The sequence below is a fragment of the Nocardioides sp. genome (assembly GCF_036503465.1).
Taxonomy (GTDB): domain Bacteria; phylum Actinomycetota; class Actinomycetes; order Propionibacteriales; family Nocardioidaceae; genus Nocardioides.
Genome location: NZ_DASXWU010000049.1, coordinates 1 through 25,098, shown reverse-complemented (window position 1 = coordinate 25,098; position 25,098 = coordinate 1). Strand labels below are relative to the sequence as shown.

Below are 25,098 nucleotides of genomic sequence, written 5' to 3'. Positions count from 1 at the left end.
GCTGCCGACGCGGCCTAGGACGCCGCCTCCGGCTGGCCGCGCTCCCCGGAGTCGGTGAGCCGGATCTCGGCGAGCGCCTGCTCCTCGAGCTCCTTGCGCCGCGCGGCGATCGCCGCGGCCACCGCCGCGCCGTCGTCGGGTGGCGCGGACACGAGGCCGGCGGTACCTCCGTCGAGCCGCTCGAGGGCCTGGCGCCCGAAGAGCTGCTGCTCGGTCGCGGTCCGCTCCGAGCGCCCACGCCCGACGAACGACACGGCCCAGTGCCCGAGTGCCGTGACCCTGTTCTTGAACCCGGTCAGGTAGACGATGTGGACGCCGAGCCAGAGCAGCCACGCGACGAAGCCGGTCAGCCGCAACCCGCCGATCAGGGCCACGGCCCGGAAGCGGCTGATGGTCGCCAGCGAGCCCTTGTCGAAGTAGCGGAAGGGCTTCTGGGGCGGCTTCCCGCCCAGGCGCCGCTTGATCTCGGCAGCGGCGTACTTGGCGCCCTGGATGGCGACCTGTGCAACCCCGGGCAGGTGCTCGAGGTCGATCATGTCGCCGACCACGAACACCTCGGGGTAGCCGGGCAGCGTGAGGTCGGGGTTGACCCGGATCCGGCCGGAACGGTCGAGGGGGGCACCCGTCTGCTCCGACAGGGTCTTGGTGAGGGACGACGCCTGTACGCCGGCGGCCCAGATCTTGGTGACCGCGGCGATCTGCTCGGTGCGGCCGTCCTTGTACTGGACCTCGATGCCGTTCTCGTCGACGTTGGTCACCATCGCGCCGAGCAGCACCTCGATGCCGAGCTTCTCCAGCGCGACCTTGGTCCTCGCCCCGAGCTGCGCGCCGAACGGCGGCAGGACCTGCCCGGCGGCGTCGACCACGATCACCCGCGCGCGCTTGGTGTTGATGGACCGGAAGTCGTGCTGCAGCGTCCGATGTGCGAGCTCGGCGATCTGGCCGGCCATCTCCACGCCGGTGGGCCCGGCGCCCACGACCACGAAGGTGAGCAGGGAGTCGACGTTCTCCCCGCGCGCGGCCTCGAGCTCGGCCAGCTCGAACGCACCGAAGATCCTGGCGCGAAGCTCGAGCGCGTCGTCGATGCTCTTCATCCCCGGCGCGAAGTCGGCGTACTCGTCGTGGCCGAAGTAGGACTGGCCGGCTCCGGCGGCCACGATCAAGGAGTCGTACGGCGTGACCGTCGCCCGCCCCAGCACCTGCGACGTCACGGTGCGGGCCGCGAGGTCGATCCCGGTCACCTCGCCGAGGAGTACACGCGCGTTACGCTGACGGGCCAGGACCTCCCGCGTCGAGGGAGCGATCTCGCCCTCGCTGAGGATGCCGGTGGCGACCTGGTAGAGCAGCGGCTGGAAGAGATGGTGGCTGGTGCGGGCGATCACGGTGACGTCGACGTCCGCACGCTTCAGCGCCTTCGTCCCGAACAATCCGCCGAATCCGGACCCGATCACGACCACCTGGTGGCGACCAGGTTTCTGCGACTCTTCCATGCCTCAACGATCCTCCTGACGCACTCTCGTGCCACAATCGGGGCGATCATCTCGTTGCTCACAGTCGTGGGGCGCGTGGAACTGAAGTGCGAGATGAGGTTTCAGGCGCCGTTCGCCCGGGTACACGAGCCGGGACTGGTGCGGCCAGCGCGCCTGACCATGTGGAGAGAAAGTGCCACTGAACCGACCTGCGGAGCCGCTCGAGCCCGGCCCGCGCGCCGCCGCTCAGGCGCGCCGCTGGGTCGTCGGCGTCTGTGGCGAGATCGGTCGCGACGACCTCCTCGAGAACGCCGAGCTGGCGATGTCCGAGGTCGTCACCAATGCCATCCTCCACGGCAAGGACCCGATCACGGTGCGGCTGCGCGGCACGCGGGAACATCCGCGGGTCGAAGTGCGCGACGCCTCTGCGGAGCCGCCCGAGCTGGCCGCCGACGACCCGGCGCAGGACTTCCTCGACGACCTGCCCACGTTCGGTCGTGGTCTCGCCATCGTCGCCTGCTTCACCGAAGCGTGGGGGGCCGAGCGCGACGGCGACGGGAAGCTGGTCTGGTTCGTGCCGTCTGCCGCTCCACCCGAGGAGCCGGCGATCGGCGTCGTACTCGGCTGGGACGAAGAGTCCGAGGAGATGTCGTTCGCGCACGAGAAGACCCTCACGGTCCGCCTGCGCGACGTGCCGGTGGAGCTCATGCAGGGCACGCTGGCCCACGGGGCGGAGCTACGGCGCGAGCTGCGGCTGCTCGCGGTCGCCCATCAGGACACCTACCCCGTGGCATCCGACCTGTCGGCGTACTTCAGCGCGCTGGCCCGCGACTTCCGCTGGCAGTTCGGCGGCGAGGCGTTGATGACCGCGATCCAGGAAGGCGACGAGGTCACCGACATCGACGTGACCGCGCCGCTCGACGCTTCCGACAGGTTTGCCCGGCTGATGGAGCTCTACGACCTCGCCGACGCGTTCTGCCGCAACGAGCGGTTGCTGACGCTCGCCCGCACCCCTGAGCAGGTCGAGTTCCAGACCTGGCTCTTCGGCGAGTTCGTCCGGCAGGGTTCCGGTGACGAGCCGAAGCCGTGGACGAACAACCACCTCTCCCGGCTCTCGCGCGCTCACCCGTAGCCCAGCTCGTGCAGTCGGCGGTCGTCGATCCCGAAGTGATGGGCGATCTCGTGGACCACCGTGATCCGCACCTCGCGGACCAGCTCCTCGGCGTCCGCGCACATCTCCAGCAGTGGACGCCGGAAGATCGTGATCCGGTCGGGCAGCCCGGTGTGGTCGCTGCCGCGCTCGGTCAGCGACACCCCGTCATACACCCCCAGCAGGTCTGGCTCGTCGCCGGGCGCGTCGTCCTCCACGAGTACGACGACGTTGTGCACGAGGCTCGCGATCTCGTCCGGGATCTGGTCGAGGGCCTCCTCGACCAGCACCTCGAACGACTCCCGGTCGAGCTCCATGCCGGCCGAGCGTAGCCAGTGACGACGAACGCCCCGGTCCGCATGGACCAGGGCGTCTGCACGAGATGGCGACCCCGACGGGACTCGAACCCGCGGCCTCCGCCGTGACAGGGCGGCGCGCTAACCAACTGCGCTACGGGGCCTGGTGGTGCTCGGCGTGAGCGCCGGAGCGGATGGAACTCTAACCCATCGTGCCGAACGCCTCCCAATCCTCAGTCGTCGCGGATCGACCGTGCGGCCGTTCCTGGAGAGTCGTCGGCGCACGGCCACCGGGCCGGGTGACCGGTCGCTTCGAACCCACCTGTACGTTCGCCACGAAGGAGACCCGAGACTCCGTGAGCCCGTCGTGATGGACCACCACACGCCCCCGGCGCTGGACTGGCACGCCTTCCTGACCACCTGGCAGCTCCGGCCCGGCTGGCTCGTCTTCTGCGCCCTTCTGCTCGGTGCGTACTGCTTCGGCTTGTATGCCGCCGCGCGTCGCGGCAACCGATCGGTGAGCGCGACCCGGGTCTGCTGCTTCGTCCTCGGGGTCGTCACTCTCGCGATCTGCATGACCTCGGCGGTCGACGCCTATGCCATGTCGCTGTTCTGGATGCACATGATCGAGCACCTGACGCTCATCACGCTGGTCCCGGCGTTGCTCGTGCTCGGTCATCCGCTCACGGTGCTCCGCCAGGCCGGCGGCCCGGAGTGGCAGCGGGTCTTCGACGCCTCCATGCACAGCCCCCCGATCTCCGTGGTGACCCACCCCCTGGTCGGGCTGGTGGCGTACGGCGTGGTCGTCTTCTACACCCACCTGACCCCGTTCATGGACCGGATGGCCTCGGATCCCGACCTCATGCTCGTCGAGCAGGTCGCCTACCTCGGGTCGGGCGTGTGGCTGCTGCTGGCCACCATCGGCGAGGAGCCGATCCGGTGGCGCACGCCGTACCTGATGCGGCTCGTCCTGCTGGTGATGGCGATGATCCCCGACACCCTCGTCGGCATCGTCCTGCTGCAGACGCCGGACAACCCCTTCCCGACCTACATGGCGATGCGGCCGTCCTGGACGCCGAGCGCCATGCACGATCTGGACGTCGGCGGATCGCTCATGTGGGCGGCCGGCGACGGCTTGATGATGTGCATGGCCATCGGCCTCATGGTCAGTCTGCTCGCCGGCGCCACCCGAGACCGGTTCCTCGGCGACTGGCTCGAGGGGGTCCGGACGTCGACGTTCATGGCCCACGCCGAACACTCCGGCGTACAGGTGACGCGCCCGACCGGGCGGATCGACGAGGACGAGGCCGCGCTCGCGGCGTACAACGAGATGCTTGCCCGGCTGCGCTCGGGGCACGAGGAGTCCGGACGGGACTGATCCGGTCCGGCGCCGGGCGGTCAGCACCCCCAACGGGATTCGAACCCGTGCTACCGCCGTGAAAGAGCAATCGAGGCGCCGCCGGACATCGACGAAAACCGGTGAACGCCCAGGTCAGAGGGCACTTCCGAGCTTGGCACTCGTTGGCTGTCGACGGCCGCTTCTGACCCTTGTGTTGCCCCAGCGTTGCCCGGCGGGGTCAGTGGAGATCCCGATCGCGGCGGCACTCGCATCGCAGAATGTGTTCCGATAGCCGATGAGCGGTAGGAATCAAAGCGCCGGATTCGTCCGGCGCCTCGAACGAGGCGGTGTCCCAGCGCTCGCCTGGCGCAACGACATGCCTGACGTGGCGTGTCGAGGTTTCCTCGTGGCCAGGAGGGGAACGGCGCGGGTGCTAGACGGTTGTCTCGACCGGTCCGTTCTTGGGTCGGTGGTCGTCGGCCATCACGATCAGCTCGAACGGAGTTCCGACATGCTGTGGACCATTCTCATCATCCTGGCAATCGTCGCGCTTGCGGTGTTCATCTTTACCCGCGTCCGAGGTGGCCGCAGCCGCCTCTGAGAGATGACCGTGCAGGCGATGCACCCCTTGGGGTGAAACCCGGCGCATCGTTGCCTGTTTAGATACGGTGCCGTGCCCGGGACCACCATTCGAGTCGCGATCGTGGCCGCGCACGACATCATCGACACCGGTCTGCGCGGCATCCTTGCCAGCGCGTACGGGATCGAGATGATCGAACGGTACCCGCAGTTCGGGGACGTTCCCGACGTGGTGCTGCATGACGCCTTGCGATGGCCAGCGACGAGGATGCGGGGTTCCTCCGCGAGGTCAAGAACGAGCCACCGATCATTGTGGTGGCCCATGACCTCCGCCCGGACCTGGCCTCTCGGGCCTCGGCTCAGGGCGCGGCTGGCTCGGTGTCCCTGGACGCCGATGCCGCCGAGATCGTGGCCGCCATCCGCTATGTGGCGAGCTCGGGTGAGATGCCGACAACTTCGCATGACCTGGGTTGGGAAGCCTCACTGACACTGCGCGAGGTCCAGGTACTCAGCGGCATCACCAAGGGGTATAGCAACGAGGCGATCGCCCAGCTCCTCGGAATCAAGCCCAACACACTGAAGTCCTATGTGCGCGCGGCCTAGCGCAAGATCGACGTCACCACGCGCAGCCAGGCTGTCGGCTGGTGCCTGCAGCACGGCTTCGAGCCCCCCGCGGCACGGGTCTGACGGCGGCTCCTGTCAGGCCGCTGGCCTGCGAGTGGGGGAGGCCCAGCGCTCGGCTCTAGAGCTACCCGCGAGACCGACGACTCGTGCCCAACCGCAACCCGGCACCGCCCTGGCCGCCAGCGCTCCGCGGCCGGCTGCTCGAGCCAGGCCAAGCAGAAGAGAAGCCCAGAGATGGATGCGAGGAACACTCCGGTGAACACCAGGGAGGCGAGCAGGTCATTGTCGAACACAGCCAGGGGTCAGTCCTCGTCGTCGGAATCTTCGGTTGATGCCTCCAAGAACAGCCCGAGGACGGCGCTTGCCATCTGGGCGTCACTGAGCCCGGCGCGCTGGGCGGCGTTCCGCAACCGCTCCTCAGCCTGTTCAACCGACAAGTTCCATCGCGACATGAGCGTGCCCACGGCCATGTCCACCTGAGCCTGAGCGCGGACCCGGTCCGGGGTTTCGGCTGCGTCAAACCGGGTCGTGAACCCCAGGTCGGCGTTCTTGACCGCACCGCCCACCCACGCGCCGCAGGAACGGGACAGCTCCTCGTGGTGTCCGTCGAACGCATCGGAGGTCGAGGCGTACAGATTGACCCCGGCGACCACGAGCCCCTCGTGCAGGATCGGCAACGACAGTGTGGACTCCACACCCGCCGCCGCGGTAGCCCGGGCGAACAGCTGCCAACGGTCCTCATCGATCACGTCGCCCGCGCGATACCGGTGAAGCTCGCCGGTCCGCACCGCCTCGTCGCATGGCCCGCCGTCGAGGTACTGCATCCCGTCCAGCGCCGCCACCGGCCCGGTGGTCGCGGTCAGGGTGAAGGTCTGGTCCTCCTCGATCAGGGACAGGCTGACCCCGACCATCTGTGGCACGACGCCTTCCACGCCCCGACTGATGTGCAACAAGGTGCGGGCAATCGTGTCGTCTCCGTACCTGGTCAACTCTCGAAGTGCCTCGACTGTCTCGGGTATCGGCTGCACCGTGCACCCCCTGGGTCACGGTCGGCGCGCCCGCCGTCAGCCTGCTGCCGAGAGGCATGAGTTGTCCGACAGTCCCCACGTACCCGCTGGGGGCAAACCATGCGGCCACGATCGATGCCGCTTCGCACGCGCGTGCTCAGCGGGGTGGGGTCAGCGTCGGCTCATGCCGCTGTGCGATTCGCGGTTCCGACGAGCGGTCGGCTGGATGAACCTGGTGCGCACACCCTTTCGGGCACTTGTTCGGCGGAGCAGAATGGGTTCGTCGCGGTACGAGGCAGGGTGTTGGGGCCCGCTCGCGGCGGCCAAACCGGGGCTGCAGTCGGACTCGCCCGGGGGTGCTCGGTTACGTGCGCCTTGAACGGTCACCGCCGCAGCATGCATCTGTCAGCGCGTGCGCGAGGTGGACCCCATGAGCGATCGTTACGAGTTCAACCGGAGCCTGGCCGAGGCGGCCCGGGCGATGTCGGAGGAGAGGGGCACGCAAGCCACTCTCGACCGCGCGGTGCAGATGGCCACCGACATGCTCGAACACTGTGACTTCGCCGGCATCTCCATCGTTGGGCCCACCGGCATCGACACCCCAGCGGCCACCGACGAAGCCCTGCGCCTGATCGATGAGCTGCAGTACGAGATGGAAGAGGGCCCCTGCCGCGATGCCCTCAAGCAGACCGACGTTCTGGTCGTGAACAACCTGGCCGAGGACCCCCGCTGGCCCAACTGGGGTCCGCACATCGCTCGCGAACTCGACGTCCACTCCTCGATGAGCATCCGGCTCTTCACCAGCGACCAGAACATGGGAGCGCTCAACTGCTACGCCATGAAGACCGATGCCTTCAAGAGTGAGGATGTGCTCGACGGGCTGATCGTGGCAGCACACGCCGCCGTCGCACTGGCGGGGACGCTGGAGGAGGACCACCTACGTCGGGCGCTGGAGACCCGGCGCATGATCGGCGAAGCCACCGGCATCCTGCGAGAGCGATTCGGGCTCACCACAGATCAGGCGTTCGGGGTGCTCCGACGCATGTCCCAAACGCACAACATCAAGCTCCACCAGGTCGCCCAGACGCTGGTGGACACAGGTGTCTTGCCCGACGCACACCTCAATCAGCGGGGGCCTAGTCAGGTTCCCTCGCCCTGAGGGCACCGACTTCTCGTGCGCACTTCGCGTGTGGTGGGTTACGCCGCCCCGCATCGGGTACCGCCTCCTTACCTGGAGTGCCTCCCCGGGGAGTCACACCGGCTAGGTTCGGGGGCTCCAGACCGCGGGTCCTCGAGCCGTTTCCTACCCAAGACACCTCCCGAAACGCACGCTCACGCGGCCGCTCGGGCAGGCTCTTGCCAATGATCGTCACGGCCGTGGCTGCCACACTGAATCTGTGGAGGATCGGCGTGGCCAGCAGGCAGCGGAGCGAGCGCGGACTGCTCTAGTACGTGCCACCGAACTGTCTGACCGGCTCGCCGAACTCCGTGAGGGGAACCCCGGCCATCCTTTGGCCCTCGAGCAGGCCATCCAGGCCGCCTATGTGGCCACCGACCGTGCAGCATTCGCGGCAGGACGGGCAGCGGAGGCACATCACAAGGCAGCCGAACTTCACCGACGGCTGGCCGACATGTACGCGGCGGCGGACCTACCCGACCGGGCTGCCCAGCACCGCAGGCTTGCAGCTCTCGACGACGCGAAGGGCGATGCCGACGAAAGGTTGGCGGCCCGACCCCACGTAAGGCCCGATGGCCTGAATCGCCCGCTCCTACCACCTATCGAGCGCGCTCAAGCGCGATGACATGGCCTTCCTGGACGGCGAGCCTCGGCGTAATCTCCGAAGATGCGCGCCGCCATGACGCTCTTGAACGTGCTAGATCCGGATGGCCCAACCACACCGACGACGGCGCGCGAGTTTCGCGCCGACTCCCGGGCGCGGTCGTGGATGGCGGCAGCCTCGTCCACTCGGCCGAGCGACAGCTGGTCGCGACGCTCCCCCAGCTGCCGATCGACTTGCGACTGAATCTGGAGGGTAGATGGTGGGCGGCCGAGTCTTAGAGACCCAGCTCGTTCACGTGCTGCGCCACGATGGCTGGTGCCGACCGGTCGCAAGGGAGCCCGGCGCCGTCCCGGCCACGCCTCACCCGCGCGGTCCCGGAGGTAGCGCGTCCAGCATCCCTTGCAGGATCGCCTCGGGGTCGCGAGGGCCTTCCAAGACGCCGCGGCGGATGAAGCGCTTGACTGCTTCTGTGGGGACAACGCGTGCTCCGCGGTCGGGCATCGACTCGAACATGCCACGCTCGGACATCTCGACCAGCAGCGGTTCACGCGAGTAGAGCCTCGCGGCCAAGTCGGCAGCCGCGAGCAGTGCCATTCCGGCCTCGGCGATCTGGGGCGAGTCGTTCACGTCGGCCGACAGCCCGAAGCCGGTGGCTTGTTCACGAAGGAAGATGGAGAGAGCGAGCGCGCGCGGGTCTGGGTCGCTCATGACCTGACCTCCCGGCCTACGGGCTTCGGCAGTCCCAGATGAACCGGCCGCGAAAACGCCCAAGGCCGTCACGGTTCGCGCGACGGCCCCAGGTTGTAGAGGCTGCGTACGCCAATCCTTGCCACACGACGCCCGGTTTGGGCCACCCATGCGGCCCATGTGACCGGCTCACCCTAGCAGCCAGAATCTCGTGAGTTCGTGGCACCTGCGGAGTTTCGATGGCCCCGAAGAGATCCGGTCAGGGTCGCCCCTATCAGGGGAACTCTGGGCAACTCTCGAGCCGACATCCGCCGGCAGGCGCCTTGGGCGGGCCATCAGGAAGACCGGCAGTCGGGAGACTCGCGAGCGTCGGGAGAAGGGAGGGGGGTGGTGGGCTGGTTCGTCATGGCCCACACCCTCACCGGCCGGCCCGTGCTGGGGAGGGGGCGGGCCCAACCGGAGGAGCCCTCGGAGGGTAAGGGATGCGGCGGTCGACGCTGATGCGGCCGAATCGGCCTGCGTCAGATCGCCCGAGTGAGCGGCGGTGATGGGCGGGTCTGGGCCGAGTCGGCGTGAAACCAGAAGACGGCGACCCCAGAGCGTGTCTGGAGCCGCCGTCGCTGCGCTGAGCTCAGAGAGAGTGAACGTTCTCAGCTTGCGGGCCCTTGGGCCCCTGGGTGATCTCGAACTCGACGCGTGAGTCGTCCTTGAGGGACTTGAAGCCGGTGCCGGCGATCGCCGTGTGGTGGACGAAGACGTCGGCGCCGTCGCCATCTTGTGCGATGAAGCCGAAGCCCTTGTCGTCGTTGAACCACTTGACGGTTCCCTGTGCCATTTTGCTTACCTTCGGTAGTTCGGTGCCGAGCGACCTGCCCAGCGCCACGCTGAAGACACCTGTACTGCGCCTGATGTCCAGCGGAACCGAAGACCAAGATCGTGAAGATGAGCCGCGGCCGACGGCCACGGGAAAACGCCGAGCGCTTTCTTCAACACCGTCACTCTAACAGTGCTGAAGAGGCCGGCCTGCATCCTCGCGGGGTGCACCGGTGTTGGGAGAACAGGGTCGGGCGAAGGTCGATCCGAAGCCACACGCGCGGAGCCCGCGGGGCACACTCCTGTCCGTCCGGCCTGTCGTCGACCACCCCACAGCCCGGTAGTGGCACCCGCGCCGTCGCGGCCGAGTGCGAGGCTTCGGACGGGGCGTACCGTTGACTGCAGGCAGCTTGACCACCATTCAGCACGGCCCTCGACGAAGGACAGCACGTGCTTTATCTGTTGGAACCGACGCCCTCGCTCACGGTGCTGCACAACCGCACACCGGGCTCCGCGGACATCCTCAAGCTCGCGCACACAGACCGCGATGTCGACCTCGCCTGTCTGGACTGGGAATCCGGCCTACTTCCTGCCGACCTCCAGATCCTCCTCCGGCTCGCACTGATCCACGGCACCGCCTGTAGCAGGGGCCTGGTCATCGACGGTGCCCTGGTCGCCGTCCTTGACCGCGGCCACCAGCTCACCCGCGGCTACCGGAAGATCGACCCGCCCAGCGTCCGCAGCCCGGATCATCAAAGAGCCGTCGACCACTGGCTGGGGATCCCATCGAGCGTGGGCCGGCGACGCCGGGCCATGGACCAGCTCATCGAGACCCAGCACGCCAACGACCTCACCAACGCCATGGCACGCGCGTCCAAGTTGCTTGCCGGGGCCCCCGAACCCGCGCTGCTCCGACACTGGATGAGGGTGGGAGGTCGCGGGCCGAGTTGACCACTGTCCGAGCCGGTCGAGTGCGCCGATCGGTCGGTCCCGCTGCTCGGAACTCCCATGCACGCGCGATGCGCTCGGGTACGCGGGTCGGCTATCCAGCGGTAGCGTCAGGACATGAAGCCGACGGGGACCCCCTCCGAACGCGACGACGTCGCCGAGGGTCGCGACCTGACCGCTTCTGACCGTGACGCTGCTGCCCACAGACGTGAGCTCGCAGACCAGCGCGGGGAGTGGGCGCTGCAGCGGGATCAGGCGATCCGAGACCGACTGTGGGCAGAACAGCTCCGCATCGACGCGAGTACCCAACGTGAGCAGCTGCGGGGTGCAAACCTGGATGCCACCGCCGTGCTCGAGCAGGCGCTGATCGACCGAAAGATGGCGGCCACTGCGGCGGAGCTGGCCCGGCAGGATCTCCGCGAGCCGCTGCACGCCGCCCGCAGCGATCATCGGGACGCGGGCCGTCGACCGGCGCGCTAGCCATCAGGACCGCCAAGACGCTGGCCGTAACCGCGAGGCGTCGTCCAGCGATCGCGACGCCGCCGCCATGGAAGCGTTAGCGGTGTCGGCCGCCGGCAACATCCCAGGCGTGGACTTCGTCAGCATCACGGTGCACCGCAAGGACCGTCCGATGCACACCGCCGCCTCGACCGACCCGATCGCTGGTGGGAGGGCTATTGCACCGGCCGTGGCACGGCTCAGCGACCGTTGCCGGGGAGCACGATCTCGGTCTTGTTCTTGGCCGCCGCCTTCAGGTGCTTCTCGGCGCGCTTCTGCTTGAGACTCTTGCCCGCCTTCTTCGACATGTGTTGGCGAGGTGACTTGTCGGCCATGAGCTCTCCTTGTGAGGACACTCGGCTGGCCCCCTCACCACCGTACGCCTGGCGCGAAGCCGCATCCGAAGTCTCCCTGCCTGACCATGTGGCGTAGCGTCGAACTCCTGACCCAGTTCTGCCGCAGGGGGCAAGATGCCAGAGCCGGACGACGGCGCAGCGCCCGCCGCGATCCCGACGTGGGCCGTGGAACAAGCCCGTGAAGAGCTCTACGACGTCCGAGACCCCGCGGTGATCGAAGAGCGTGCGCGAGAGATCGCGCGCGATCACCACGAACGTGAGGACGAACGCCACGACGAGTACGACGACCCCGACGAAGGTGGGGAAGCCTGACCAGCGGGCAAGCTGGGGTCACTCGAAGCGCGGACCGGTCGGCCGCGAGCTTGCATCAGCACCGGGCCTCAGATCAAAGCACGGCTCCACGAGGCGCCACCTCGATGCCTGCGACTCCGCGCGAGAAGAGCACGATCAGGCGGTCGCCGTGCTGGCATCGAAGGACCCCTGCATCTTCGGACAGCACGGCGATCACGTCTTCCACGACGCTCTCCGTCGTGTCTGCGTTTGAATCCGCATAGACGACATCGGTGCGGTCACCACAGGTGAATCGAACGCGAATCACGACCTCGGGCATGCCATCACCCCTCGTGTGAGGTGTCCGACCAGAGCTGCGGCCAACCCGCGAGCAGCCGGTGGATGACGAGTTCGGTGCCCAGCCGGCACGGCATCGGTCCGCCTGCCGAGGCAAGCCCGGCGCCGTAGGCCACCAAGGCGCTCAGGAGCGCGCCCGGCGTGCCGGCGTCCACGCCGAGAAGTCGCGGTTCCCGCGCCGTGCCCGGACCACCGACTTCCGGGCGTCGTCGACCTGCGCCAACAGCCGGTCCAGCTGCAGTATCTGCAGCCGCCAGCGATCGTCGTTGGACACGACACCACCCACCGGGAGTTGACCTTACGGTCATGACCCCCGAGCCCACGGTCCGGCCCGGGAGTCTTGGACGGCACACCCCGCCGCTGCGTGAACGCACGGTGCGCCTGCTGAGTGGGAACCACTAGGGGTGGTCGGAAGAGTCCATCTCGTCCGCGCCTATCGGCCTCGCTGCCTTTGGCGGTATCCAGGACGCCAGGAGCGGCGTACCAACCCGACAATCACAGTCCTGATTCGAAACTAGCACGCGGCTAACGACCGGCGGCGCCGAGGCACAGCGATGACCCGTCCACACGGTGACGTCCCGCTGAGTGGTGCGCTATGTCGACACTGCGCCAGCCGGTAGTGGTGATCAGCCGTCACCGCTTCCGGAGCGGCGGCCCCGGTGGCCTTGGCGTTCAAGAGCACCTTCGAGCTCGCGGGGGCCGCCGGGCAGTACGCGCCGATAAGGCCGGCCCCCTTCGATGGAGCGTTCTCGCTAGAACGTCGAGGGATGCGGTGTAGGTTCGGGGGTAACCAATCTGTCGCGCCAGCTCGTCGAGCTGCAGGACAGAAACGAAGGGTGGACGTCATGACGACGTCGCCGAGTACCCCCGCCCACGCCCCCGCCAGCCGAGTGCCGCTGCGCATGCACCTGGCGGAGCCTCCCGCCTCCGGCCCTATCAGTGGCACGTGGTGGCCCCAGTCGCGCAACCTCCAGGTCGAGGCCGCCGACCTGGTGGACCACTTTCCCGATCAGGTCGGTCACATCGACCGGTTGCTGTTCTCTCGGCCCGATTGGGACAACCCGGTGGTCGACGGCCGCGGAGTACGCCGGATCCAGGCCCGGCGAGGCCCGGTCAAGGTCGGCTCGTTCCCCCGCGACGACACCCATCTGATGATCCTTCTGCTCGCCTCCGGACGGCGGGTGAGCCTCAAGGTGATCGCCAGCGCCACCGACCCGGCCGAGGCGGACCGGCAGCTGCAGGCCACCGGGGTTGGCGATTCCTCCAGAGCAACCAATGGGGCTGCCCCCGCCCGGTCGAAAACCGAGGAACCGCACAGCTGGATGTGAATGAGAGCCGTGGTCATGGCCTACCTGCTGCTGTACGGTCCCGGCTGGACCCAGCGATGGCAGATCGACGATGGCCAACTGGACGTGGTCAACGCCGCGATCACTCGGCTGGGCCATAGCGAAACCGGGCGCCTCCCGATCCTCGACCCGGGTTCGGGAGAATCCACGACCTTGGTCGTGGCCTGGCAGCACGTGGCAGCCGCTGTGGTGCTCGGCGCGGATCACCCCGAACACGCCGACCGACCGACGCCCGGATCAACCGGCCAGTACCCCTAGCCACACAGAGATCCCCTTCCCGTCCACCCGCCTCGACCAACGGGAGAGCACATCGCGGCTCGCCCCACGAGTGGCGCCACTCACCGGGCACCGGGTCAACGGAACGAGTAGCCGATGAGCGGGATGCGGCCCGGACGCTGAACGGCGTCGGGGAATCACGGTTCTGGCTCGAGGCGGGTAGGTTGGCAAGCAGTGGCTTCCAACTCGACCGGGGGGACGAGTCGGAGGGCCATCCGGCCCGAGCGGTCCGGGTGGGGCCGTCCCGCTGGCTCTGGGCCAGTTGGGCGGTTTGCTCCGCACCGAGAAGTCGCACCTGCCAGCATGGCGATACTGCGCGACTTCGTCGTTCTGGGTTGTGCACCATGAGATCCGGCCGGTGACCGGGGGACGGGCCACGACATGGCGAGAGTCCAGGGCACCACCGCCAGTTGTCCCTCCGTTGTGGGGGAACGGCCGCCGGGTCCGCGCGTGCGTGAGGTCATCGCCCGGGTTGTCTCCAGCCTGGGCATCGCGGTCGTCGCGCCCGCGGTGTTGTTGTGGGCGATGCTGGCTTTCTTCAACGTCTCTGCCGCTGTGGTCGCTGCTCTCGTCTGGATGGTGGGTGTCATGACCTGGCGATGGGCGACCGGGCGGCCGGTGTCAGGCTTGCTCCTGCTGACCTTGGGGATCTTGGTGGTCAAGACAGCCTTCACGCTGGCTACCGGCAATACCTTCGTCTACTTCGCTCAACCGGTCCTGGTGGACATCACCGTTGCCGGGATCTTCTTGGTGTCGCTGTGGTCGGCCAGGCCAGCCATCGCTCGCCTGGCACCGGAGTTCTACCCGATGGACGCCGAGGTTGCTGCACGTCCCGAGGTGCGCGCACACTTGCGAAGGCTCACGCTCATGTGGGGCCTGGTGATCTTGGTCAAGGGCAGCATCACGCTGTGGCTGCTCGAGACCCTGTCCCCGGTCAACTTCGTACTGATCAAGAGCGGCGCGGTCATGACCTTGACCTTGACTGCGGCCCTCGTCACCGTCGCATGGTCGCTCATCGTCGGCCGCCGGGAGGGCCTCCTCACGCCGAGGTGACTGCGCATGTCACCGGACCGTTCCGGGGAAGGACGCCCACACCGATTTGAACCCGTGATCGTCGGTCCTGGTTCCCCACTCCTGGCTCAGCAGCTCGACGAGCATCAATCCGCGGCCACTCATGTCCATGACGTCGGGGCCCGATGGGACGGGAGGCGACTTGGACTCGTCACGGATGGCTAGCAGCACCGACCCCTGGCACGCGCGACAGGCAGACGCCGAACGGCGTCTGTGCGTGCACGACCGCGTTGGTCGCAAGCTCACTGACCATCAAGCGCACGTCGTCCACCAGATGTGATTGGTGGTGGGCAAGCAGGTGCTTGCACACGAAGTCACGGGCAAGTGCCACGCTCGGCGGCTTCCCCGGCAAGACCCTGTTCATGCCACCAGGCTGCTACCGATGCCATTCCCTGTTCTTGGTGGCCGAGAGATCACGGACCGGGACAAGGACGGGCAAGACCCATGCCGGGGCGGGTCCCGCGTACGTACCCAGGTTCGGGTCAGGTCAAACAGTCAGAACACCGCCGCGACTCAATGTCTTCGCCGCGGTGTGCGCTCGACGGTGCCATCGATGATTCGTTGAGCCAGGTCTCGGACCTTGATGTTCCGGTTCTGTGAGTTCCGGGTCAGGAAGGCGAAGGCTCGATGGCGGTCGATGCCCATGACGCACCATCGGGATGCCCACCGCGGTGCCGATGTCTGTCCGGATATGGAGCGCCCGGCCGAGCTGCGACCTGTACGGCGTAGTTTGAGCAAGGCGGCGACCCTGGGTGGCGAACAGCGTGTGCCGCCCGATGCCGAGCGGGATAGTTGACCAGGGTTGCTCATTGTCGAGACGAGGCCCGCGTCCCAAGCCACATGGCCTACGAAGCAGTCTCGTCATCTCCGGTAGGTGAGGCCGCTTCGGCTCGTCAAGGCGCGGCCAGCCCGTGTTGTGCCTCCTCCCCGATCGCCCTCACCTCGCCACACCGCGCACGGACTGCGGCATAAGACTGACTGGGCCGGCGACACCCGGCCTGGAGCGGGAAGCCGCCGCGCAGCAAGTGTCCCGCGCGGGCTCTGACCAGGTCCAAGCGCCGCGTGCTGACGCTGCTCGACTACGCCTGGGGACCGTCGAGGTCTCCGACGGTGATCGACGCCGGGGAGTCGCCGAAGCGCCTTCTGAACGTCGCCACCGCGGTGTCGACCATGTCTTCCAGGGTCCGATGAAGGACCGTGTCGCCACGTCTCACAGTCAGGGTCACCTCCACGACCTCGGCGACGCTGGTTCGGTCATCTCGTGGTCTGGTGAAGTCGACCCCTTCCTCACGCAGAAGGTGAGCAAGCGCGCCGAGGAGGACCGTCGGCCCTCGGTAACTGATTGTCTGAGAGAGCTGAGTCTGTGTGGCCATGGGCCACCGCCTTCGGTTGCTGCGGAAGAACCGGCCAGAACCTGTCTTCAGTGATCTGCGGCCGCAGTGGTGCCAGCCTAGCCTCCCGGGTCGCTGACGAGGTGTCCGCGAGCCACCGGTGGTGAGGCGGGGACTACCGTCGACTACGTGAGCGATCAACCCGGCGATGCACTGGCGAGGGCTGAGGCAGGGCTGGCGGCCGAGCAGACCACGACCGAGCGCCGCGAGCGCGAGCTGCTCGACCGGATCGCCGCGGGCCTCCCGGGCGCCATCGACGGCATCGCCAGGCGCGCAGCCGAGTCTCAGCCCGAGGTCACCAGGCAGCTCGGGAGCGGCGGGATCAGAACCTTGCGAGCAGAGCTCGCGGAGAAGGCCGACCAGCTAGCCACGGAGATCCGGGCGGCACAGATCAGCTGGCCACGGGAGCAGTCGGTGCGGTACGGCGAGGTCCCCACCCGCCACCTGGATGCTGCCCTGTTCAGCTACTTGCACGGTCGACGGATGGATGTGCTCGTCGAGGTTCTTCACAGCCATGGCTTCGCGATCCGCGGCGACGGGGAGCACGGCGCTCAAGACCTCGTCAACCCCCACGACTTGTACCGGAAAGAATGGCTGTCCCCTCTGGCCGAGGCTCGCACCACTCTTGCGTCCGCCGAGTCCAGGGTCCGCGCCGCGAAGCAATCGGACGCCGATGCTGCGGTCCAGTCAATCTGGGACGGCAGCCAGAAGTAGCGGGGCTTGCCGGGTCCGATGTCGAGGCGAACCCGTCACAATGAGTCATCACCAGGGGTTCGAAGTGAGAAAGGCCCCCTGGGCGACACGCCCTCTTCGCACCCGCTTGCTGAGCTCGCACCCGCCCGGGGATGGTCGACGACTCGTCGGGGTCGCTGGATGCGAAGGGCTGGCATCGCTCGCGGTCGCCGACGCTCCGGCCACCAGCGGCAACGCGGGCAGTCCACCGGTGTGTGCGCAGGGCGCCCGAAACTGCCTGGGCCGGTCCGGCCTGACCTGGCCAGGGGAGCTCATCTCCGCCGGCGCGCCCGTCGCGTGGAATCTGGCGGGACGCTGACCCGGTCACCGGCCGGGCCACCACCCCTGGACCCTTGGGCCGCGACTCGTCCGATCGTGATGCCAGATGAGGTAGTCTGGATCCACTGCGAGCATCAGGTCACAGATCAGGGCCCCGGACCCCGGCCCGGCCGGTCGACTGAGTCTGACCGCCGTAGCAACAAAAGGCGGCGGCTGATGGCCACGCACGCTCCTGCTTCACGGTTCGCACTTCGGCCGGTCTTCGACCGGCACCTGCCCGACGGCGCCTGGTGGCCCGAAAATCGCCGGCTGAGCGACCAGCTCGGGAGGCTCTTCGCGTTCTGGCCTCCGGAGCGAGGTCGTATCGCCCGGGTGCTGTACTCGCCACCGGACTGGGAGGACCACCCTCGTTCTGTCCACGTGCCGGGAAGGATGGTCAAGACCGGTTCGTTTCCCCGCGACGACACCCACCAGCTCACCTTGTCCCTGCTCGATGGAAGTCGTCGCTCGATCACCGTCATCCCTCCGGACACTCCTGATCGCGACGCGCAGGAGATCCTGGACGGTGTGAGGGGCGTCGCAGACGTCCGTGCCAACCACCACCGCACCGAGCCGCAGCCTGCGTGGGACAACGAGGGCGGCCATCTCTAAGCCCGCGCGATCCCCGGTGCCCCAAACAGTGGCCGCCACAACGGGTCCCCCGCGGCCAACTCCGACCGGCCAGCGACGGCCCAGGGGGTGCTCACGGTCCCCAGGTGACTCCGACCGGCCGAATCCTGCTCAAGGCGGCGGATATGGAGAGTTGCTCGCCAGCATCCGCGAGCTCGGCCTGCTGCGCCGCAGACCCTGGTCCTATGCGATCAGCTTCGGTGTGGTCCTCGCCGGGATGGCCGGTGTGGTCATCGCGATGCTGCATTGGCGAGACTCGTGGTGGCTGCTGTTCCTCGCCCCCGTCCTCGGGGTCATCGCCACGCAGCTGGGATTCCTCGGTCACGACGTCGGCCATCTGCAGGTGACCCGCAACTCCGCCCGCAGCCGGATCCTGGGCCTGATCGACGGGAACCTGTTGGGTGGGCTCAGCTACGGCTGGTGGGTCGCCAAGCACAACGCCCACCACGCCCACCCCAACGACCTCGAGCGCGATCCCGACGTGCGGGCCGGGGCGCTGGTGTTCGACTCCGGCCACGCCAACCAGCGGCGCGGCATCGAGGCCTGGACGACCCGCCACCAAGCAGTTCTGTTCTTCCCGTTCCTGCTCGGCGAAGCGGTCAACCTCCACGTCTCCAGCGTCCGCCGGCTGTTCGCGCCGGGCCTGCGCCTGCGAGTGCCCGAAGCGATCCTCCTCGGCACCCACTTCGTCGGCTACCTCGTCCTCGTGGCGACTGCCCTGACCTGGCCCCAGGCCCTGCTGTTCGTGGGGCTCCACAAGGGAGTCCAGGGCCTCTACCTGGGGTGCTCGTTCGCTCCCAACCACAAGGGCATGCCGACGCTCGATGCCGACCAGGCCACCGACCCCTTGCTGCGCCAGGTCCTCACCTCGCGCAACATCGCAGGCGGACCGCTCATCGACATCGTCCTCGGCGGGCTGAACTACCAGATCGAGCACCACCTGTTCCCGAGCATGCCGCGCGCCAACCTGCGCCATGCCCAACCCGTGGTCGAGAACTTCTGCGCCCAACGGGGAATCCCCTACGCGCAATGTTCGGCCATCGCCTCCTATACCGCCGCCGTCAGGCACCTGCACGACGTCGGCTCAAGCCTGCGGTCGAGCTGACCGCAGCCGCGCGTCCTGAACAAGCGAATGCGCCCGGCGGCTCCCCCCGCATGCCGCCAGGCGCACCCACGCATGAGGTGACGAGGCAGAGCCGCGGCGGGTTGAGAAGAAAGGTGGACCACTGCGTAGCTGTGCATTCGGCACGCGCTACCAGGGTCCGGGGCAGCACCGTTCAGGTGACTGAAGGCGGTCAAGTCCCCGGGAGTGGTGTAACGACGGATCTTCCGAGTAGGGCTGGCTAGAAGGACTGCTCGTCGTTGGCGAGCTCGGGCGGGGTGTCGCTGTTGGTGGGCCTCCATTCGGTGTCGGGGTCGATGAAGTCGTCGGGGAAGGGGGCGGGCTGGCCGTGCTCGTCCCACCAGCCGGTGAAGCCCCCGGCGGCCAAGATGGCGAGGTCCTGCTCGCGCTGGCTGGACTCGGGTGTGGTGATCGGGCGGCTCATGCTGCGGGCTCCAGTTCGGGCAGGACAGGCTCGCTTAGGACGTCTGTCTGCTGTGCCGCGGCGGCTCGGGCTGCGGCGGCCTTGATGGCGACGCGGGCGCGGGCGACGACCTCGAGTCCGAGGTAGCGGCGGCCCTCGATCCATTCGTCGTGCTGCTCGGCGAGCACGGCGCCGACCAGGCGGGTGACGGAGTTTCGGTCGGGGAAGATGCCGACCACGTCGGTGCGTCGGCGGATCTCGCGGTTGAGGCGCTCGTTGGGGTTGTTGGACCAGATCTGGCGCCAGATCTCCTTGGGGAACGCGGTGAAGGCGAGCACGTCGGCGCGGGCGGTGTCGAGGTGGTCGGCCACGTCGGGGAGCTTGTCGGCCAGCGCGTCGAGCATCTTGTCGTACTGGGCATGCACGGCGTCGGCGTCGGGCTGGTCGTAGACGCTGTGGAGCAGTGCCTTGACCCAGCCCCAGCTGGACTTGGGGCAGGTGTCCATCAGGTTGGCCGCGTAGTGGGTGCGGCACCGCTGCCAGGCTGCGCCGGGCAGGTTGGCTGCGATGGCCTCGACCAGGCCGGCGTGAGCGTCGCTGGTGACCAGCATGACCCCGTCGGGACCGGAGGTGAGGCCGCGGGCGACGAGGTCGGCGAAGAAGGTGTTCCACGCCGGCCCCGTCTCGGACGTGGCGACCTGGACGCCCAACACTTCGCGGTGCCCGTCGGCGTTGACGCCCGTGGCGACCAGCACGACGGCGTTGATGACCCGGCCGTCCTCACGGACCTTCATCGTCAACGCGTCCGCGGCGACGAAGGCGAACGGCCCGGACTCATCAAGCCGGCGGGTGCGGAACGCCTTGACCTGCTCGTCGAGGTCGGCGGCCATCCGCGACACCTGGCTCTTGGACAGGCTTGTGATGCCCAGCGTGGCCACCAGCTTGTCCATCCGCCGCGTGGACACACCCAGCAGGTAGCAGGTCGCGACCACGCTGATCAGCGCGGCCTCGGCTCGCTTCTTGTGCTCCAGCAGCCAGTCGGGGAAGTAGGAGCCCGCCCGCAGCTTGGGGACCGCGACGTCGATCGTGCCGACCCGGGTGTCCAGGTCGCGGTGGCGGTAGCCGTTGCGGGAGTTCACCCGCTCCGGCGAGGGCTGCCCGTACTCGGCGCCGCACACCGCGTCCGCGTCCGCCGACAACAGTGCGTTGATCACAGTTGCGAGCAGGGTCCGCATCAGGTCCGGCGAGGCGTCGGAGAGTCCCTTCTCCAAGAGCGCGACGGGGTTGAGAATGTGAGGAGCGGTCATCGTGATGATCCCTTTCGAGAGTGCTGTGAGAGGTTCACTCGAAAGATCACGCGGTGACCGCTGCTTCGTCCCGGCGACACACCGGCGACGACCACGCGGACCGCGTTACACCACTATCAGGGACTCACGTCTGAAGGCCTCAACCTATCCCGCCCATCGCTCCCGGCACAACACGTGTCTCGCGGCAGCGAAGGCGCGGTGACAGGGGGAGAACGAGCCGTCTCCCGGAGAGTCCCACGCAGGCACCGAGAAGATTCAGCTCGGGGCGAGGTGGCCGGCGTGAGCCGAGCGGTTCAGGGCGCCCAGGATGAGGTCCAGACCGAGCTGGAACTCCTCGCCGAAGTCGTAGCCCGGGCGGAGCATGTGCTTCTCGGCCATCTCCGCGAGGTGAGGGTAGGCCTCCGTATCCACCGGAGACGAGTCACCACGCTCGTCGCTCGGCCTCGTCGACGTCACACCGAAAGGCCGGGCGGCCTCCTGAACCGCGAAGCCGCAGACGAAGCTGTCCAGCAGCGCCGAGGCGTGGGCGGTCATCTCGACAGAGAACCCGGCCTCCCTCAGGATTCGAATCGTCTCCTCCTGGTGTCGCAAAGTCGCCGGTCCCGGCGTGCTCCGCGACTCCAGCAGCCCGATGGCCCACGGATGGCGTCGCAGCGCGTGCCGGGTCGCGTGCGCCCGCCGCACGATCTGGTCGCGCCACGCGCCGTCGGCGTCGCGGGGGAACAGCTCCATCTCGGCGAAGACAAGGTCGACGATGCCGTCGAGGATCGCCTCCTTGTTCGCGACGTGGTGGTAGACCGACATCGGCTTGACGCCGAGCTCGGCGGCCAAAGAACGGATGGTCAGCGACGCGATGCCCCCGGCGTCCGCGACGTCGAGAGCACACCCGAGAACCCGCTCGCGGGTGAGACGCGGGCGGGTAGCGGTCGGATCAGACCCCACAGGCATGACAGCGTGGACGATAGCCGAATCGTACTAAGTACGGTAGAATGGTCGTACAAAGTACGGCGGGATCACCTGCCGACGCGAGAGGCTCCGAGATGCGACCCGCCGCCCAGGCTCCCCCGATCTCGAAGGCCCAGCGGTCGGTGGACGCCGAGACCATGCGTGCGGTCGTCCGGCTCCGATACGGCGGAGTCAAGATGATCGAGATCGAACAGATTCTGCGCACCCGGAGTACACCGGACGAGGTGCTGCTTCGTGTGGAAGTCGCCGGGCTCGATCGCGGGGCATGGCACCTGATGACCGGCCGGCCCTTCCTGCTTCGCCTCGCCTTCGGGTTCCTCCGGCCGCGCCAGCGCGGACTCGGGCGCGAGGTATCCGGCACGGTCTTGGAGGTCGGTGCCGCCGTGACCAAGTTCTCGGTCGGCGACGAGGTCTTCGGCATCGGCGCAGCCACCTTCGCCGAGTACGCGGCTGCCCGGGAGGACAAGCTCGCCCACAAGCCACCGAACCTGACCTTCGCGGAGGCGGCGGTCGTGCCGATATCCGGGCTCACCGCGCTCCAAGCACTGGGGGAGGTGGGCCGGCTCGTGGCGGGCCAGCACGTGCTCGTGCTCGGCGCCTCCGGCGGTGTCGGAAGCTACGCCGTCCAGCTGGCGAACGCCTACGGCGCTGAGGTCACCGGGGTCTGCAGCCAGGCCAAGGCCGCCTTCGTGCGCTCGCTGGGCGCCGACCACGTCCTGGACTACACCCGCAACGACTTCGCCGACGGAACCCACCACTACGACCTCATCCTCGACCTCGGAGGAAACCCGGGAGTGCTGCGGCTTCGTCGCGGGCTCACCCCGGAAGGAACCGCGGTCATCGTCGGCGGTGAGGAAGGTGGTCGGCTCACCGGCGGCATGGGCCGCCAGCTGCGCGCCCTCCTCCTGACACGCCTCAGCGGTCAGCGTCTGACCACGATGCTGTGCAAGGAACGCTCCGAGGACCTCGACGAACTCGCTGGGCTCATCGCCGACGGCACGTTGACTCCGGCCCTGGACCAGATCTATCCGCTGGAGCGGGTAGCCAACGCCATGGGCGACCTCGAGGCCGGCAAGGTCCGGGGCAAGTCCGCGATCACCGCCGCCAGGGTCCGGAGCAGGATCGCCTCCTGACCCGATCCGGTGTTGCGGGAGCCGCGGACGGCGAGGCCGGCGTTGTGACGACGTCGTCCCCCGGTGCCGGCCGCTCACGGACCCCTGTGTGCGTCGCCCTGCCCACCTGAACCGGTTAGCCTGGGGAGTTCCTCGAGACGAGGACTTGCACGACACGTACACGGTCCCCTCGATCGCGGACGACAACCTCGCCGGCAGGAGCCGCGGCCATCTCCGAGTTCACGCCCTGCGGCACCACACCGGGTGGTGAGCTTGAGCGGTCACGGGTGCGGGCACTGGTCCGCGGCAGCCCGGCGACAGCAGGCGCGTCGATGCTCACCCGATTGTGTGAGGTGGCCATCGGAGAACTGCGGATGTCGGGCGCGGTGGTGAGCCTGATGACCCCCGTCCACGCGACGGGCGATCAGTCCGGGACGATCACGGCCGCCTCCAGCGACGGGGCGCGATCCGTCGACGAACTCGAGTTCAGCCTCGGGGAAGGACCCGGAAGGGACGCGTTCTCGGGGTCCCGGCCGGTTCTCACCCCTGACCTGGAAAAGGCCTTCGACCGGTGGCCCGGCTACGTGCCTGCGGCGCTGGCCGCCGGCGTACGAGCGACCTTCGCGTTCCCCATGCTCATCGGAGCGGCCCGGTTCGGGGTCGTCCACCTGCACTGCTCCCGGGCCCGAACCCTGACCGACCACGACACCGCGACCAGTCTGATGCTCACCGAGCTCGCCACCGAGATCGTCTTGGACACTTACGCTCCGGCCGGGGAGCACACCCCCGTCGACGTGCCTCTCCTCAGACCAGACGATCGCCGCGACGAGATCTACCAGGCGCAGGGCATGGTGATGGTCGCACTGGGAGTCAGCCTCCGCGAAGCCTTGGCCCGCATGCGGGCACACGCGTTCGCGTCCAACCAAGAGCTCGCGGCAGTCGCGGCCGACATACTCGCCGGGCGGACACACCTGGAACCGGACACGGACGGAGCACCATGACATCGAACAACCCCGAACGAAGGGCCGAACCATGATCTCCACAGAACGCATATCGGACCTGTTCGTGGAGGTCGCCGACACCCTCGTCGACGAGTTCGACGTCATCGACTTCCTGCACAACCTCACGGTCCATGCGGCAGGCATCAGCGGAGCCGACGCAGCCGGCCTGATGCTGACCGATCAGATGGGCCACCTCAGGTTCATGGCAGCCTCCAACCCCAACGGCGAAACCCTCGAACTCTTCCAACTGCAGAACTCCGAGGGTCCCTGCCTGGACTGCTTCACCACCGGAGAGCCGGTCGTCAACGCGGACCTGGCCCACGCCGCCGACCGCTGGCCGACCTTCGCCCCTCGCGCCATCCAGCTGGGCTATCAATCGGTCCACGCCTTCCCGATGCGGCTCCGAGACCACATCATCGGCGCGCTCAATCTGTTCGGCTCAGCGGACGCCTTCTTCGACGCAGGCGACGTGCGCGTCGTGCAGGCGCTGGCCGACGTCGCCACCATCGCGTTGATGCAGGAACGCACCATTCGTCGTGCCGAAGAGCTCACCGAGCAGCTGCAAGGCGCCCTGACCAGCCGGGTCGTGGTCGAGCAGGCCAAGGGGGCCGTCGCAGCTCTTCGTGGCATCACTACCGACGAGGCATTCGAGCTCCTCCGTAGTCGAGCACGGTCGAGCCAGAAGCGCCTGGTTGACGTCGCGCAGGCAGTGCTCGACGAAGGCTGAGGGCGACCGCCCAGGCGCCCCGCGCTTCGAGTGCGCGTGGAACGCCCCCACGGGCGGCGGGATGTGGAAGCCGCCCTGAATGCATCTGCCGTCAAGTTCGCATCGCGAGAGTCAGCAGCCTCCAGATGACTAGGAACTCGGATCTGGGACCCGACAGCAGGTCGCACTACGCGCAGGCCCATCTCGCTACCGCCACCCGTGCTGGTTCCGAAACCCTCTAGCCCCGTCCCACTGAACGGACGCCGGAGGATACTGGAGGGGATGACAACTCCAGCCGGAAGACGGCGGCATCTGGCCAGCAGTCCCTTCAAGCCTGATCCCGAGCCGACGATCGAGCAGTACGCACTCAACGACCTGGTCTCCCACGACTCCTATGGCATGGGTCGCGTCATAGACGTGGAAGCAGCCGCGGTGACGGTCGACTTCCGGTCTCGAACGGTCCGCATCCTCAGCCCCTACAGTCGGACGGCGAGGTTGTAGGCCGCTGGCTCAGCCAGCACCCCTCGCTGCCGCGGTACCTT

At 68.0% G+C, this 25,098-nt stretch carries 30 protein-coding genes and 1 tRNA gene; 16 read left to right on the top strand and 15 right to left on the bottom strand.

Going from position 1 to position 25,098, the window contains the following annotated elements; genetic code table 11:
• Positions 1 to 14: 14 nt before the first annotated feature.
• Entirely contained in the window at positions 15 to 1,490 is a 1,476-nt protein-coding gene (locus VGK78_RS08655) for an NAD(P)/FAD-dependent oxidoreductase (protein ID WP_331527207.1), read from the bottom strand.
• A 172-nt stretch (positions 1,491 to 1,662) separates the two neighbouring features.
• On the opposite strand from VGK78_RS08655, the gene VGK78_RS08650 reads away from it, so the two are divergent.
• Positions 1,663 to 2,601 carry an ATP-binding protein gene (locus tag VGK78_RS08650; RefSeq protein WP_331527206.1) on the top strand — a complete coding sequence of 313 codons (939 nt, stop codon included), beginning with the start codon at positions 1,663 to 1,665 and terminating at the stop codon, positions 2,599 to 2,601.
• Here the strand turns inward: VGK78_RS08650 and VGK78_RS08645 are convergent.
• Together VGK78_RS08645 and VGK78_RS08640 are read right to left on the bottom strand one after the other, a co-directional pair.
• Positions 2,592 to 2,936 (bottom strand): metallopeptidase family protein, encoded by a 345-nt coding sequence (locus VGK78_RS08645; RefSeq protein WP_331527205.1) that lies wholly within the window; start codon positions 2,934 to 2,936, stop codon positions 2,592 to 2,594. The genes VGK78_RS08650 and VGK78_RS08645 overlap by 10 nt on opposite strands.
• 66 nt (positions 2,937 to 3,002) lie before the next feature.
• Positions 3,003 to 3,079: transfer RNA gene (locus tag VGK78_RS08640), tRNA-Asp, on the bottom strand.
• Positions 3,080 to 3,285: 206 nt separating this feature from the next.
• Between VGK78_RS08640 and VGK78_RS08635 the strand changes: the two genes are divergently transcribed.
• Positions 3,286 to 4,293: a cytochrome c oxidase assembly protein gene (locus VGK78_RS08635; RefSeq protein ID WP_331527263.1), complete on the top strand. Its 1,008-nt coding sequence runs from the start codon at positions 3,286 to 3,288 to the stop codon at positions 4,291 to 4,293.
• 394 nt (positions 4,294 to 4,687) lie between these two features.
• On the opposite strand, the gene VGK78_RS08630 is transcribed toward VGK78_RS08635, so the two are convergent.
• Entirely contained in the window at positions 4,688 to 5,074 is a 387-nt protein-coding gene (locus VGK78_RS08630; protein WP_331527204.1) for a hypothetical protein, read from the bottom strand.
• A gap of 11 nt (positions 5,075 to 5,085) precedes the next feature.
• Here VGK78_RS08630 and VGK78_RS08625 point away from each other — a divergent pair, with 11 nt between their 5' ends.
• Positions 5,086 to 5,436: a response regulator transcription factor gene (locus VGK78_RS08625; RefSeq protein ID WP_331527202.1), complete on the top strand. Its 351-nt coding sequence runs from the start codon at positions 5,086 to 5,088 to the stop codon at positions 5,434 to 5,436.
• A gap of 323 nt (positions 5,437 to 5,759) precedes the next feature.
• Here VGK78_RS08625 and VGK78_RS08620 read toward each other — a convergent pair whose 3' ends face one another.
• Complete coding sequence (locus VGK78_RS08620; RefSeq protein WP_331527201.1) at positions 5,760 to 6,389, bottom strand: GAF and ANTAR domain-containing protein; 630 nt, start codon at positions 6,387 to 6,389, stop codon at positions 5,760 to 5,762.
• Between the two features lie 505 nt (positions 6,390 to 6,894).
• Between VGK78_RS08620 and VGK78_RS08615 the strand changes: the two genes are divergently transcribed.
• Complete coding sequence (locus VGK78_RS08615) at positions 6,895 to 7,623, top strand: GAF and ANTAR domain-containing protein (RefSeq protein ID WP_331527200.1); 729 nt, start codon at positions 6,895 to 6,897, stop codon at positions 7,621 to 7,623.
• Positions 7,624 to 8,605: 982 nt separating this feature from the next.
• Here VGK78_RS08615 and VGK78_RS08610 read toward each other — a convergent pair.
• Positions 8,606 to 8,953, bottom strand: coding sequence for a hypothetical protein (locus tag VGK78_RS08610; RefSeq protein ID WP_331527199.1), 348 nt, complete (start codon positions 8,951 to 8,953; stop codon positions 8,606 to 8,608).
• A 610-nt stretch (positions 8,954 to 9,563) separates the two neighbouring features.
• Positions 9,564 to 9,767 (bottom strand): cold-shock protein, encoded by a 204-nt coding sequence (locus VGK78_RS08605; protein ID WP_331527261.1) that lies wholly within the window; start codon positions 9,765 to 9,767, stop codon positions 9,564 to 9,566.
• 428 nt (positions 9,768 to 10,195) lie between these two features.
• On the opposite strand from VGK78_RS08605, the gene VGK78_RS08600 reads away from it, so the two are divergent.
• Positions 10,196 to 10,696 carry a hypothetical protein gene (locus tag VGK78_RS08600; protein ID WP_331527198.1) on the top strand — a complete coding sequence of 167 codons (501 nt, stop codon included), beginning with the start codon at positions 10,196 to 10,198 and terminating at the stop codon, positions 10,694 to 10,696.
• A gap of 114 nt (positions 10,697 to 10,810) precedes the next feature.
• The gene (locus VGK78_RS08595; RefSeq protein ID WP_331527197.1) at positions 10,811 to 11,173 is read left to right on the top strand and encodes a hypothetical protein; all 363 of its coding nucleotides are present in this window, start codon (positions 10,811 to 10,813) and stop codon (positions 11,171 to 11,173) included.
• A gap of 218 nt (positions 11,174 to 11,391) precedes the next feature.
• On the opposite strand, the gene VGK78_RS08590 is transcribed toward VGK78_RS08595, so the two are convergent.
• A complete protein-coding gene (locus tag VGK78_RS08590) occupies positions 11,392 to 11,526 on the bottom strand; it encodes a hypothetical protein (protein ID WP_331527196.1) in 135 nt (44 codons plus the stop codon).
• Positions 11,527 to 11,661: 135 nt separating this feature from the next.
• Between VGK78_RS08590 and VGK78_RS08585 the strand changes: the two genes are divergently transcribed.
• Positions 11,662 to 11,859, top strand: coding sequence for a hypothetical protein (locus tag VGK78_RS08585; RefSeq protein ID WP_331527195.1), 198 nt, complete (start codon positions 11,662 to 11,664; stop codon positions 11,857 to 11,859).
• Between the two features lie 73 nt (positions 11,860 to 11,932).
• Here the strand turns inward: VGK78_RS08585 and VGK78_RS08580 are convergent, their stop codons facing one another.
• Positions 11,933 to 12,157: a hypothetical protein gene (locus VGK78_RS08580; RefSeq protein ID WP_331527194.1), complete on the bottom strand. Its 225-nt coding sequence runs from the start codon at positions 12,155 to 12,157 to the stop codon at positions 11,933 to 11,935.
• Between the two features lie 141 nt (positions 12,158 to 12,298).
• Positions 12,299 to 12,448, bottom strand: a complete 150-nt coding sequence (locus tag VGK78_RS08575; RefSeq protein ID WP_331527193.1) for a hypothetical protein — start codon at positions 12,446 to 12,448, stop codon at positions 12,299 to 12,301.
• A 571-nt stretch (positions 12,449 to 13,019) separates the two neighbouring features.
• Here VGK78_RS08575 and VGK78_RS08570 point away from each other — a divergent pair.
• From VGK78_RS08570 to VGK78_RS08560, 3 genes are all read left to right on the top strand, one after another.
• The gene (locus tag VGK78_RS08570; RefSeq protein ID WP_331527192.1) at positions 13,020 to 13,502 is read left to right on the top strand and encodes a DUF5994 family protein; all 483 of its coding nucleotides are present in this window, start codon (positions 13,020 to 13,022) and stop codon (positions 13,500 to 13,502) included.
• Between the two features lie 15 nt (positions 13,503 to 13,517).
• A complete protein-coding gene (locus VGK78_RS08565) occupies positions 13,518 to 13,778 on the top strand; it encodes a hypothetical protein (protein WP_331527191.1) in 261 nt (86 codons plus the stop codon).
• Between the two features lie 468 nt (positions 13,779 to 14,246).
• Positions 14,247 to 14,849, top strand: a complete 603-nt coding sequence (locus VGK78_RS08560) for a VC0807 family protein (RefSeq protein WP_331527190.1) — start codon at positions 14,247 to 14,249, stop codon at positions 14,847 to 14,849.
• A gap of 169 nt (positions 14,850 to 15,018) precedes the next feature.
• Here VGK78_RS08560 and VGK78_RS08555 read toward each other — a convergent pair whose 3' ends face one another.
• Together VGK78_RS08555 and VGK78_RS20340 are read right to left on the bottom strand one after the other, a co-directional pair.
• Positions 15,019 to 15,231 carry a hypothetical protein gene (locus VGK78_RS08555; RefSeq protein WP_331527189.1) on the bottom strand — a complete coding sequence of 71 codons (213 nt, stop codon included), beginning with the start codon at positions 15,229 to 15,231 and terminating at the stop codon, positions 15,019 to 15,021.
• 149 nt (positions 15,232 to 15,380) lie between these two features.
• Positions 15,381 to 15,512 carry an ANTAR domain-containing protein gene (locus tag VGK78_RS20340; protein WP_414690658.1) on the bottom strand — a complete coding sequence of 44 codons (132 nt, stop codon included), beginning with the start codon at positions 15,510 to 15,512 and terminating at the stop codon, positions 15,381 to 15,383.
• 875 nt (positions 15,513 to 16,387) lie between these two features.
• Between VGK78_RS20340 and VGK78_RS08550 the strand changes: the two genes are divergently transcribed.
• The 3 genes from VGK78_RS08550 to VGK78_RS08540 all read left to right on the top strand — a co-directional run bounded on the left by VGK78_RS08550 (position 16,388) and on the right by VGK78_RS08540 (position 19,043).
• On the top strand, positions 16,388 to 16,972 hold the full coding sequence (locus VGK78_RS08550; RefSeq protein ID WP_331527188.1) for a hypothetical protein: 585 nt from the start codon (positions 16,388 to 16,390) through the stop codon (positions 16,970 to 16,972).
• A gap of 513 nt (positions 16,973 to 17,485) precedes the next feature.
• A complete protein-coding gene (locus VGK78_RS08545) occupies positions 17,486 to 17,920 on the top strand; it encodes a DUF5994 family protein (protein ID WP_331527187.1) in 435 nt (144 codons plus the stop codon).
• A gap of 151 nt (positions 17,921 to 18,071) precedes the next feature.
• Positions 18,072 to 19,043, top strand: coding sequence for an acyl-CoA desaturase (locus VGK78_RS08540; RefSeq protein WP_331527186.1), 972 nt, complete (start codon positions 18,072 to 18,074; stop codon positions 19,041 to 19,043).
• 238 nt (positions 19,044 to 19,281) lie between these two features.
• Here the strand turns inward: VGK78_RS08540 and VGK78_RS08535 are convergent, their stop codons facing one another.
• From VGK78_RS08535 to VGK78_RS08525, 3 genes are all read right to left on the bottom strand, one after another.
• Complete coding sequence (locus VGK78_RS08535; RefSeq protein ID WP_331527185.1) at positions 19,282 to 19,485, bottom strand: hypothetical protein; 204 nt, start codon at positions 19,483 to 19,485, stop codon at positions 19,282 to 19,284.
• On the bottom strand, positions 19,482 to 20,771 hold the full coding sequence (locus tag VGK78_RS08530) for an IS256 family transposase (protein ID WP_331527184.1): 1,290 nt from the start codon (positions 20,769 to 20,771) through the stop codon (positions 19,482 to 19,484). Before VGK78_RS08530 ends, VGK78_RS08535 begins: the two co-directional genes overlap by 4 nt.
• Before the next feature lie 255 nt (positions 20,772 to 21,026).
• On the bottom strand, positions 21,027 to 21,719 hold the full coding sequence (locus VGK78_RS08525) for a TetR/AcrR family transcriptional regulator (RefSeq protein ID WP_331527183.1): 693 nt from the start codon (positions 21,717 to 21,719) through the stop codon (positions 21,027 to 21,029).
• Between the two features lie 92 nt (positions 21,720 to 21,811).
• Between VGK78_RS08525 and VGK78_RS08520 the strand changes: the two genes are divergently transcribed.
• From VGK78_RS08520 to VGK78_RS08510, 3 genes are all read left to right on the top strand, one after another.
• Positions 21,812 to 22,870, top strand: coding sequence for an NAD(P)-dependent alcohol dehydrogenase (locus tag VGK78_RS08520; RefSeq protein ID WP_331527182.1), 1,059 nt, complete (start codon positions 21,812 to 21,814; stop codon positions 22,868 to 22,870).
• Positions 22,871 to 23,181: 311 nt separating this feature from the next.
• A complete protein-coding gene (locus VGK78_RS08515; RefSeq protein ID WP_331527181.1) occupies positions 23,182 to 23,850 on the top strand; it encodes a GAF and ANTAR domain-containing protein in 669 nt (222 codons plus the stop codon).
• A gap of 64 nt (positions 23,851 to 23,914) precedes the next feature.
• Entirely contained in the window at positions 23,915 to 24,577 is a 663-nt protein-coding gene (locus VGK78_RS08510) for a GAF and ANTAR domain-containing protein (RefSeq protein ID WP_331527180.1), read from the top strand.
• Positions 24,578 to 25,098: the final 521 nt, after the last annotated feature.